The sequence below is a fragment of the Flavobacterium sp. genome (assembly GCF_044357305.1).
Classification (GTDB): Bacteria; Bacteroidota; Bacteroidia; order Flavobacteriales; family Flavobacteriaceae; genus Flavobacterium.
Map to the genome: position 1 here is coordinate 42,026 of NZ_JBIKPS010000014.1, position 10,933 is coordinate 52,958.

Genomic DNA, 10,933 nt, shown 5'->3' on the forward strand with positions numbered 1-10,933 from the left:
AAAAAAAGAAAACTTTAAGATACAAATAATTGTTTTTTTGAAAAATAATGGATAGGTTTACGCCCTTGAAATACGAACACATAATTAACCTGAATTTATATGAAGAAGTTCATTGCATTTGCATCTATTTTAACTCTATTAGTGAGCTGTGGTAAGTCTAACGACAAAGGAGAGTTAGTTGGAGTGAAAGGAAAGAAATGGCATCCAGAGAAACCTTTTGGAATGACATTAGTTCCAGGAGGAGCATATATCATGGGTAAATCAGACGATGATTTAGCTAATGTACAAGATGCGCCAACTAAAACGGTAACTGTTAGGTCCTTTTATATGGACGAAACGGAAATCACAAATAGTGAGTACCGTCAGTTTGTAGAATGGGTAAAAGATTCTATTATTAGAGTGCGTTTAGCTATTCTTGCTGATGAAACTGGTGTAAAACCTGGCGCTGGTAAAGGTGGTAAGGGTACAGGTAGTATAGGTGATTTTGCTTTTAACGATCAAGATCCTGCTAAAATGACTGCTTACGACAAATACATGTATGAGAATTATTACAGTGTTGGTACTACAGACGATCCATATGCAGGACGAAAACTGTACCGTAAAGTAAAATTGATTACAGATACTAAAAAATATCCTGATGAATACTATACGGAGGTTATGGATTCTATGTATCTTCCAGTTGCCGAATCTTTCAATGGATTAAGAACTATAGATGTAAATAAATTGCAATTTCATTATTCTTGGATGGATATTCAAGCTGCAGCTAAAGCTAAAGTTGGAAAAAGAAGTAAATTTATTAAAACAGAAAATACAAAAGTATATCCTGATACAACTGTATGGATTAAAGATTTCGCTTACTCTTATAATGAGCCAATGCACAACGATTATTTATGGCACCAAGCTTATGGTGACTACCCAGTAGTTGGGGTGAATTGGAAACAAGCTAAAGCATTTTGTGCTTGGAGAACATTGAAAAAGAATATTTACGTAAAACAAAAGAAAGGAAGAGATTTAATTAACTCTTTCCGTTTGCCTACCGAAGCTGAGTGGGAATATGCTGCTCGTGGAGGTTTACAATCCGGTAACTATCCTTGGGGAGGTCCTTATACTAAAAGTGATAGAGGTTGTTTCTTAGCTAACTTTAAACCAAGTAGAGGAGATTATGCTGCAGATAATGCATTGTATACTGTGGAAGCAAAATCTTTTCAGCCTAATGGTTATAATTTGTATAACATGGCAGGAAATGTATCGGAATGGACAGACACTTCTTATGATGCATCCGCTTACGAATTTGTGTCAACTATGAATCCTAATGTTCCTGATACTTCTAATAAACGTAAAGTTGTTAGAGGAGGTTCTTGGAAAGATGTAGCTTACTTCTTGCAAGTAGGAACTAGAGATTTCGAATACCAAGATACTGCAAGAAGCTATATTGGTTTCAGAACAGTTCAAGATTACATGGGAACACAAACAACAGGAAAAAACTAACCTGAAAACAATTTTTGTATATTAACTAACTTGATTATATTAAACTTAACTAACTAAAATTATTTATTATTATGGCAATTTTAAGCAAAAAAACGATGAATTTCACTTACGGTATGGGAGCTGCAGTCGTAATTATTGGAGCACTTTTCAAAATCGAACACTTACCAGGTGCAAGTATATTATTGAAAATTGGTCTTATTACAGAGGCTTTCATCTTTGCTCTTTCTGCTTTTGAACCAGTAGACCACGAATTAGATTGGTCTTTAGTATATCCTGAATTAGCCGGTGGTCAAGCAAAAGAAAAAACTAAAAAAGAAGAATCCAAAGATGCTCAAGGTTTATTGTCTCAAAAATTAGATACTATGTTGAAAGAAGCTAAAATTGACGGTGAGTTAATGGCTAGCTTAGGAAATAGCATTAAAAACTTTGAAGGAGCTGCAAAATCAATTTCTCCTACAGTAGATGCTATGGCAGGACAAAAGAAATATGCTGAAGAAATGGGTAAAGCTGCAACTCAAATGGAAGCTTTAAATGGTTTATACCAAGTTCAATTACAAAGCGCTGAAAGAAATGCACAAATTAATAACGAAGTTGCTGAAAACAACTTGAAATTAAAAGACCAAATGCAGTCATTAACTTCTAACTTGTCTACATTAAACAATGTATACGGTGGAATGCTTTCTGCAATGAACAATAAAGGATAATTAGTTTTAAACTATATTTTATAAATTAACAAAATTATTAAACTAAACTAATTAGAAAAAATGGCAGGAGGAAAAATAACCCCTAGACAGAAGATGATTAACCTAATGTACTTGGTTTTCATTGCAATGTTGGCATTAAATATGTCCAAAGAAGTATTATCTGCTTTTGGATTAATGAATGAAAAATTCGAAAGTTCTAATACGGCTTCAGTCGTAAATAATAAGAAACTTTTGATGACTATTGATCAAAAAGGATCTGAAAATGCAGGTATGTTTGGTCCAGCCAAAAATGCCGCAGATAAAATTGCTACTATTTCTAAAAACTTTTACGATTTTGTAGAAGGATTAAAAGCAGATGCAACTAAAGGAGTTGAAGTTGATAAAGAAACAGGTAAATTACCATACGAAGCTATGGATAAAGGACCTCATATTGACGAAACTTGGTTTAAAGGTGATGGTTATTCTCCTAAAGGGAATGAAATAATTGCTGCAATTAACAAATATGTTACTGAAATGAAAGCAGCTGCTACAAGCGAGCCTTCATTAGCAGCTAAATTAACTCCAATTATTAAAGATTTGGAAGCGAAATTTAACACAGCGGATGTTAAAGATAACGAAGGAATTACAAAAAAATATTTATCATATCATTTTGAGCATTTTCCAGCTATTGCATCTTTAGCAAAATTAACTGCTTGGCAAAATGATATTCAAAAATCAGAATACGATTGTTATAGCTCTTTATTAGGTGGTGCTGCAATTGAAGCTGCATCTATGAATAATTATACTGCGATGGTTGTACTTGAAAAAAGCGCTTACTTTCAAGGAGAAGCTGTAAAAGGAAAAGTAGTACTAGGAAGATATGATGATAGTACTAAACCTACTTCATTTCAAGGTCCTGGTAAAATTGAAAATGGACAAGCTGTTATCTCTATGACTGCAGGATCTATTGGAGAGCAAAATATTACTGGAAAGTTTACATTTGTTGAAAACGGAAAAACTATTCCTCTTCCATTTGAAGGAAAATATGTTGTTATTCCTCGCCCTAATTCAGCAAATATTTCCGCTGATAAAATGAACGTTGTTTATAGAGGTTTACCTAACCCAATGACAATTTCATTTGCAGGTATTGGAGATAATAATGTTAATGCTTCTGCTCCAGGTTTATCTAAAGCTGGTGCTAATGGAAAATACAATTTGAACCCTGCATCAGGAGAAAGTGTTACCGTTAATGTTACAGGAAAAATGTCAGATGGTAAAACTGTTTCAGATAGTAAAGTTTTTAGAATTAAAGGTATTCCTGCTCCACAAGCCGCTATTGGTGGTACAGCTGGAAGCCAAAAAGGTGCTAAATCACGTTTGCAAACATCACAAATTACTGCTGTTTTACCTGATTTCTTGTATGATTTGAAATTTCAAGTAACACAGTTTGTTTTGAAAGTTCCAGGACAAGCATCAATTGTAGTTAATGGAGACAGAGTTAATGCACAATGTACTGCTGCTTTAGCCAGAGCTACTAAAGGTGATCAAATTACAATTTCGGATGTGAAAACAAAAATTATAGGTGATGGAGCAGGTATTCAAACAAAAACTGCTGCCCCAGCTATCTTCGAAATACAATAAAAATTTAAGTTAGGCGTTTTAAAACTTACTTAGATAACTTAGAATATAAATTATGAAATTGAAAAACTTTTTACTAGTAGTATTTGGAGTTCTTGGAGGTTACACTTCATTAGCTCAGTCTAATCTATTGAATGCTAAAACACCTTCAGAAATAGGTAAAAAAACAGCTGCTCAATTGGAATCAGATAATGATAAACCACTTCCTTATGGCTATGTTCATGACAGAGACGTTTTGATGGGTAAAACTACCTGGGAATTAATTGATCTTGATGAAAGAATTAATTTTCCTTTATACTATCCTGTAGATACTGCATTTGTTGGTAAAGAAAGAAGATCACTTTTTCAAGTTCTTTTGAATGGTATAAAAGACGGTAAGATAACTGAGGTTTATGGTGATGATTATTTTAATTCTAAAAAATCTTTAAAAGACTTAGAATCAGTTTTTAAATTCAGAGATACAGTTCCGGCTGGAATTGATGAGTTTAATACCGATGTAGCAGCTTATAAATCAGGTAAAAAAGTATTAGATAAACAATACATTAATGAAACTGTTTTAGACGCTTCTGATATATCGGGATATAAATTAAAAGGGTTTTGGTATTTTGATAAACGTCAAAGTGAATTAAAATATAGATTGCTTGCTATTTGTCCAATGGCTACAGAGGCTAGAGACAAAGCTAAAGGAAATACAGATTCTATTGAATTGTTTTGGGTTTACTTTCCTTCTGTTCGTGATATTTTGCATGAGGCAAAAGCTTTTAATGATAGAAATTCGGCTATGCCAATTACCTTTGATCAATTGTTAAATTCGCGTCGTTTTAATGGTGTTATTTATAAAGAAGAGAATGTGTATGGGGATAGAAAGATTGATGATTATATGAAAGACAACGCCCAATCACAGTTATTAGAATCGGAACGGGTTAAAGAAAAAATCCGTGATTTCGAACAAGATATGTGGACTTATTAATATATTTTAAAAGCTTATTAAAAACTCTTACCTTTGGTAGGAGTTTTTTTATACCTTAAAAAATCTACTCATCAAATAAATTTAGTACTAATGTTAGATTATATTGTTGTTGGTTCTGGTTTGGCTGGAATTGCTTTTTCAGAAATTGCATTGCAAAACAACAAAACTATTTTGGTAATTAACGATGGTTCTCAGAATTCCTCAAAAATTGCTGGTGGTCTTTATAATCCGGTTATCTTAAAACGGTTTAGTGAAGTTTGGCAAGCAGGTCCTCAATTAGATTTATTATCGAATTTTTATTTTGGATTAGAATCTAAATTAGGTGTTAAGTTAGATTATAAATTACCTTTACTACGGAAATTTCATTCGGTAGAAGAGCAGAATAATTGGTTTACCGCATCAGACAAAACAAATCTTTCTAAATTCTTGTCCACCAAACTAATCACTTCCAAATTGAATTTTATCGATTCCCCTTTTAATTTTGGAGAAGTATTGCTATCCGGTTATTTGGATACTGCTTTATTATTAGATGCTTTCAAAGATTTTTTAATTTCTGAAAATTTATTTCTTAATGAAACTTTCGATTATTCACTTTTAGAAATTAAAAATAATTTTGTTTCGTATAAAAATCACAAAGCAAAACACATTGTCTTTGCTGAAGGGTTTGGCATGCTTTCTAACCCATTCTTTTCTAAATTACCGCTTGACGGAACTAAAGGAGAATTACTTTTAATTAAAGCCCCAAAGTTGAATTTAGAAGTTATTGTGAAATCAGCTATCTTTATTATCCCTATAGGAAATGATTTGTACAAAGTTGGCGCAACTTATAATTGGGAAGACAAAACCAATATCCCAACAGAAGCTGCCAAAAACGAACTTGTTGGTCAATTAAAAGAACTAATCCAATGTGACTTTGAAATAATCGAACATTATGCAGGAGTTCGCCCTACGGTAAAAGACCGGCGTCCACTAGTGGGTACCCATCCATTGCATAATGCTATTCATGTTTTAAATGGATTGGGTACAAGAGGTGTAATGCTTGCTCCAGCAATGGCAACAAGCTTATTTAATCATATTGAAAACAACATTCCTTTAGATCCTATGATAGATATTAAAAGAATTAAGAATTTTGTTTCCAGTTTTTATCAAAAGCAAGAAACATATTGATATAGATGTTTCTTGCCAATCTTGCAGTTACAGGCATCAAAGCAATAATACCTACAATAATCCCAATAAAAGTTGGTTTTACAGGAAAACCAATTATCACATTCGAAATCACAAAAATGGCTACTCCAATACCAACAGTCAGACCATAACTAACATACATTGCCCCATAAAAAAAAGAGGGTTCAATCAAATATTGGGTATGACAATGACTACAAGTATCGTTCATTTTGTATAAATCATTCAATTTATACGGGTTTTTCTCTAAATACATACTTTCTTCATGGCATTTAGGACAAGTTCCTGTTAAAATGCTATATAATTTGGATCCTTTTTTTAACATTTGCAAAAATTTTCTACAAAGGTACTCTTTAAGGAAGTTTATAATGTAACAATTGTCACAAATAATATGCTAAATATTCACAATTTATCGGTTTCTTTTGGTGGTTCGTATCTTTTTGAAGAAGTAACTTTTCGTCTTGGTTCTGGCGATAGAGTAGGGCTTGTAGGGAAAAATGGTGCGGGAAAATCTACTATGCTCAAAATTCTTGCTGGAGATTTCAAACCTGATTCTGGTCAAATTGCGAAAGAAAAAGAAGTTAGAATGGGTTTCCTTCGTCAGGATATCGATTTTGAACAAGGGCGAACCGTTCTGGAAGAAGCTTATGAAGCTTTTATAGAAATAAAACAAGTTGAAAAAAAGTTGGAAGAAGTAAACCATCTTTTGGTTACCAGAACCGACTATGAAAGTGAAGAATATGGACAAATTATTGAAGATTTATCCGATTATACACATCGTTTTGAATTACTAGGAGGTTACAATTATGTTGGAGATACTGAAAAAATTCTTTTAGGATTAGGATTTAAAAGAGAGGTTTTTAATGATCAAACGGATACTTTTTCTGGGGGATGGAGAATGCGTATCGAATTGGCTAAATTGCTTTTGCAGTCTAATGATATTTTGCTTCTCGATGAGCCAACCAATCACTTGGATATTGAGAGTATCATTTGGTTGGAAGGTTTCTTAAGAAATTTTCCAGGAGTAGTGGTAATTGTATCCCACGATAAAATGTTCTTGGATAATGTAACCAACCGAACTATTGAAATTTCTCTCGGTAAAGCCTATGATTTTAATAAACCGTATTCTGAATATTTGGAATTGCGACATGAAATTCGCGAGAAACAATTGGCCACTCAAAAAAATCAAGCTAAGAAAATAGAAGAAACCGAAAAGTTAATTGAAAAATTCCGTGCTAAAGCTTCGAAAGCTTCTATGGCGCAATCGTTGATTAAGAAGTTGGATAAAGTGGAACGGATTGAAGTAGATGAAGATGATAATTCTGTTATGAATATTTCATTTCCGGTTTCAAAAGTTCCAGGTAAAGTAGTTATTGAAGCAGAGGAAGTTACTAAAGCCTATGGCGATAAAGTGATTCTGAAAGATATTTCTTTGTTAGTAGAACGAGGGAGCAAAATTGCTTTCGTGGGCCAAAACGGGCAAGGAAAATCGACTTTCATTAAAGCAATTGTAAACGAATTCAAATACCAAGGAAATATAAAACTAGGGCATAACGTTCAAGTTGGATATTTTGCACAAAACCAAGCAGAATATCTAGATGGTGAAATCACTCTTTTAGAAACTATGGAAAATGCTGCTGCTGACACCAATCGTTCGAAAGTTCGAGATATGTTAGGGTCGTTTTTATTTCGTGGAGATGATGTAGATAAGAAAGTAAAAGTACTTTCGGGAGGCGAACGAAACCGTTTGGCCTTATGTAAATTGTTGTTGCAGCCCATCAATGTTTTGGTGATGGATGAGCCAACAAATCACTTGGATATTAAATCGAAAAACGTATTGAAAGCGGCACTTCAAAAATACGAAGGAACTTTATTGTTAGTTTCCCACGATAGAGATTTCTTACAAGGAATGTCGAATTTAGTGTACGAATTTAAAGATCAAAAAATAAAAGAATATTTAGGGGATATTAATTTCTTCTTGGAACAACGCAACTTGGAAAATATGCGGGAAGTAGAGAAGAAAGATATTGCAAAAAAAGAGGCTCCTAAAGAAACTAGTAAAGTTTCGTATGAAGAGCAAAAGAAAAATAAATCCCTTCAAAATCGTTTGAGTAAAATTGAAAGTCAAATTAAGCAATTGGAAATTGACATCCAACACGATGACAAAGCTTTGGCTTCTAATTACGATAAACACTTGGAAGACGCTTCTTTTTTCATGGCGTACAACAAGAAAAAAACAGAGTTAGACAAGCTTCTAGAAGATTGGGAAGTAGTACAAGGTGAGATAGACGCTATGAGTTAGCAGTTACTTAAACGGATTGCGTTCTTGCCAAATGGTTTTTGGCTCCAAATAATTAAATATGGTTTTCGTACATCTATCAATTAATTTGGTTTCGTGTTTGATGTAACCAAAAACTTCGGTAGGTTTTGCGCCTACCGAACTTTTTATTTCTAATGCCGTTCGAGCAAAAACAATTTCGTGAAATCCTTTATTTATGGAATACGCAATCATGTCGTAAAGCATGTTGAGATACAACATTTTCTCTTTTTGAATGGAGTCGTCATACCCTAAGAAATAGGTGTCCATGGCCTCTCCATTTTTTATTAATGTATTAAAACCAATCAATTTTCCATCTAAAAAGTATCCGTAAAAAAGGAATTTATCTTTTAAGATTTCTTTAAAAACCCTAAAATGATTTTTCGCTAAATAGAACGTATTGAAGGGAGCATTCTGAGCAACATGAAAATATAATTCGTAAATTTCTTCTTCGTGATGAATGATTTCTTCTAAATTTAATTTTCTTTTTTCAATATCCGAAGCCTTTTTACGAGCACGTTTGTATTGGTCTCGGTATTTTTTGGATAAAGCATCAATATAATCTTGTTCGGTTTTCCAGTTTTCCAGAATAGAAAAAACCATATTGGGCTGGGTAGAAAATTGAAAATAATCTGCAAAGGTTTCCTTTTCAAATGCTGCTATGTCGGTAGATTCAAAATCTTTAAAGGTGGTGATATGCACTTTTTTTCCTGAGGATTGTATGTGCTTCTTCAAATCTTCCATGGCACGCAATAAGGCTTCTGCAATAGATTTCTTTGAAATTTTATTAGAAAAAGCAAAAGTATTCTGACCTGTAAGCATGTTGTTGCCAATGAGTAAAACGTGGGAACAAAAGTTTTTGAATATTAAATTCCGAACACTTGTTTTAATACATTTATCCCGATCTCCAAAAGACTCCAATTGGTTAAGGTCTAAAAATTGAGAAAGTGCAATTCCAACTAATTCCCCATTATAAAAAAGTCCTATAAAATAACAGTTCATGTTTACAGGTGCCGATTTTTCTAGTACTTCTAGATATTCTTTGGATAAAAAAATGTTATTTACAGCCAATGAGTTCCAATTTTCAGGAAGTTCACTAACTTTGGAATAAATAGTAAATTGTATTTTAGAATTCAAAGGTCCAATATATTCTCCAAATTTAGTTTATTTGGAACAGATTAATAAAATAGTATTTTACTTTTAACTTAATTTTCTGATAATGAAAAAATATTCCGATATAGAAATTCAAACGGCTATAAAAACCCTAAATAATTGGATTTTAAATGAAGATAAAATTGAAAAACAATTCCAATTTAAAGATTTCAGTGAAGCTCTGACTTTTATTGTCCGCATTGGCGTTTTAGCTGAAAAACAAAATCATCATCCCGAATTATATAATGTTTATAATAAAGTAAAAGTTGCATTAACTACCCATGATGTAAGTGGTTTGTCGGATAAAGATTTTCTGCTGGCATCCTCAATTGATGCCATTTCATAAAAAAAATCGCCCCACAAAAATAGAGCGATTAGTATATAAATAAATGTGAATATTACATCCATTGGCAAATAATTCCACCCATCAATAAGCAAGTAACCACCCAATAACCACCAGCAATAAGTGTGTATTTCCAACTTCTTCTTTCAAAAAGTGCATTTACACCAACTACCGGCAAAGCAAAAAACAGCCCTGCTATAAAACCATGTATAGCTCCATGTCCAAAAGTTCTATAGGTTGTTCCGTAGGCATCCATGTAGTTTTTTAAAATTGAAGGGTCAACACCTTTTATATTAACAGTTGCAGAGTTAGCTCCCATTTGATGAATAACTAAAGACCACAATACAACTGAAATAAAGAATGCATAAACATATGCCATAAGCATTGTTAAAGCAATGTTACCTCCTTTTATTTTTTCCTCGGTAACTCCAGATTCTCTCATCCAGATGTTTCCAAAAACTTTAGGATTGTACCAAACAAAACCCACAAATAAAGAAGAAAATGACGAAAGCAATAAAATTAAAACAGTGTGCATGATTTTTTGATTTTAGAATTAGTAAAACAAATATAAAAAATATTTAGTTTATTTTAAACTGAAAAAAGCCTTAATGAAACTAAATCATTAAGGCTTTTCTGTATATTTAAGTTTCGGTTTTATTCTTCCGCACCTTCACCTGTTTTACGGTAAATGAAATTACCATAAATATGACGTTTTGCAAATCTGTTTGAAGATTCAGCATTTACCATTTTAACATAAATGTTTCTCGGAACTCCAATGTATTCGTAAGTCATTCCGTTTACATAAGTTACAAAAAGAGTTTGTTTCTCTAAATGAAAATCAAGAATATTAAAATTATTAATAGTTTCTTGGTATTCAGGGAGGTTTTTCTCTACAGTTTCTGCAGCAATACTTACTAAAAAATGGTACGCATTAATGATGTTTTTACTTTGCTCCTCAGCTGCAAGTTTACCTGCTTCGTCATTTACAAACTTATCCGGATGGCTATCCTTCATGCTATTTCTGTAAATAGACTTTAATTCTTTTAAAGTTACATTTTTGTCAACTTCCAATAACTTTCTGTACTCAACAACTCTTTTCATAAACTAAAATTAATTAAAAAATAAAGTAATTTTTCTCAAAACACTTATTCAATAAGGAA

At 32.6% G+C, this 10,933-nt stretch carries 11 protein-coding genes; 7 read left to right on the forward strand and 4 right to left on the reverse strand.

The window, feature by feature from the left end:
- Positions 1-99: 99 nt before the first annotated feature.
- The 5 genes from gldK to ACIQ2J_RS09920 all read left to right on the forward strand — a co-directional run bounded on the left by gldK (position 100) and on the right by ACIQ2J_RS09920 (position 5,946).
- Positions 100-1,488 carry a gliding motility lipoprotein GldK gene (gene gldK, locus ACIQ2J_RS09900; protein WP_396169202.1) on the forward strand — a complete coding sequence of 463 codons (1,389 nt, stop codon included), beginning with the start codon at positions 100-102 and terminating at the stop codon, positions 1,486-1,488.
- A 71-nt stretch (positions 1,489-1,559) separates the two neighbouring features.
- Positions 1,560-2,192 carry a gliding motility protein GldL gene (gene gldL / locus ACIQ2J_RS09905; protein WP_396169204.1) on the forward strand — a complete coding sequence of 211 codons (633 nt, stop codon included), beginning with the start codon at positions 1,560-1,562 and terminating at the stop codon, positions 2,190-2,192.
- 60 nt (positions 2,193-2,252) lie between these two features.
- Positions 2,253-3,812, forward strand: a complete 1,560-nt coding sequence (gene gldM / locus ACIQ2J_RS09910; RefSeq protein WP_396169206.1) for a gliding motility protein GldM — start codon at positions 2,253-2,255, stop codon at positions 3,810-3,812.
- A gap of 52 nt (positions 3,813-3,864) precedes the next feature.
- On the forward strand, positions 3,865-4,779 hold the full coding sequence (gldN, locus tag ACIQ2J_RS09915; protein ID WP_396169208.1) for a gliding motility protein GldN: 915 nt from the start codon (positions 3,865-3,867) through the stop codon (positions 4,777-4,779).
- 90 nt (positions 4,780-4,869) lie between these two features.
- Positions 4,870-5,946: an NAD(P)/FAD-dependent oxidoreductase gene (locus ACIQ2J_RS09920; RefSeq protein WP_396169210.1), complete on the forward strand. Its 1,077-nt coding sequence runs from the start codon at positions 4,870-4,872 to the stop codon at positions 5,944-5,946.
- On the opposite strand, the gene ACIQ2J_RS09925 is transcribed toward ACIQ2J_RS09920, so the two are convergent.
- Entirely contained in the window at positions 5,900-6,286 is a 387-nt protein-coding gene (locus ACIQ2J_RS09925; protein WP_396169212.1) for a DUF983 domain-containing protein, read from the reverse strand. The genes ACIQ2J_RS09920 and ACIQ2J_RS09925 overlap by 47 nt on opposite strands.
- Before the next feature lie 66 nt (positions 6,287-6,352).
- Between ACIQ2J_RS09925 and abc-f the strand changes: the two genes are divergently transcribed.
- On the forward strand, positions 6,353-8,263 hold the full coding sequence (gene abc-f, locus ACIQ2J_RS09930; RefSeq protein WP_396169214.1) for a ribosomal protection-like ABC-F family protein: 1,911 nt from the start codon (positions 6,353-6,355) through the stop codon (positions 8,261-8,263).
- 3 nt (positions 8,264-8,266) lie between these two features.
- Here the strand turns inward: abc-f and ACIQ2J_RS09935 are convergent, their stop codons facing one another.
- Entirely contained in the window at positions 8,267-9,415 is a 1,149-nt protein-coding gene (locus ACIQ2J_RS09935) for an 8-amino-7-oxononanoate synthase (protein WP_396169216.1), read from the reverse strand.
- Between the two features lie 82 nt (positions 9,416-9,497).
- Between ACIQ2J_RS09935 and ACIQ2J_RS09940 the strand changes: the two genes are divergently transcribed.
- Positions 9,498-9,776: a 4a-hydroxytetrahydrobiopterin dehydratase gene (locus ACIQ2J_RS09940; protein WP_396169218.1), complete on the forward strand. Its 279-nt coding sequence runs from the start codon at positions 9,498-9,500 to the stop codon at positions 9,774-9,776.
- 52 nt (positions 9,777-9,828) lie between these two features.
- On the opposite strand, the gene ACIQ2J_RS09945 is transcribed toward ACIQ2J_RS09940, so the two are convergent.
- Both ACIQ2J_RS09945 and ACIQ2J_RS09950 read right to left on the reverse strand, forming a co-directional pair.
- The gene (locus ACIQ2J_RS09945; RefSeq protein WP_396169220.1) at positions 9,829-10,308 is read right to left on the reverse strand and encodes a DUF1761 domain-containing protein; all 480 of its coding nucleotides are present in this window, start codon (positions 10,306-10,308) and stop codon (positions 9,829-9,831) included.
- A 119-nt stretch (positions 10,309-10,427) separates the two neighbouring features.
- Positions 10,428-10,874: a KTSC domain-containing protein gene (locus ACIQ2J_RS09950; protein WP_396169222.1), complete on the reverse strand. Its 447-nt coding sequence runs from the start codon at positions 10,872-10,874 to the stop codon at positions 10,428-10,430.
- Positions 10,875-10,933: the final 59 nt, after the last annotated feature.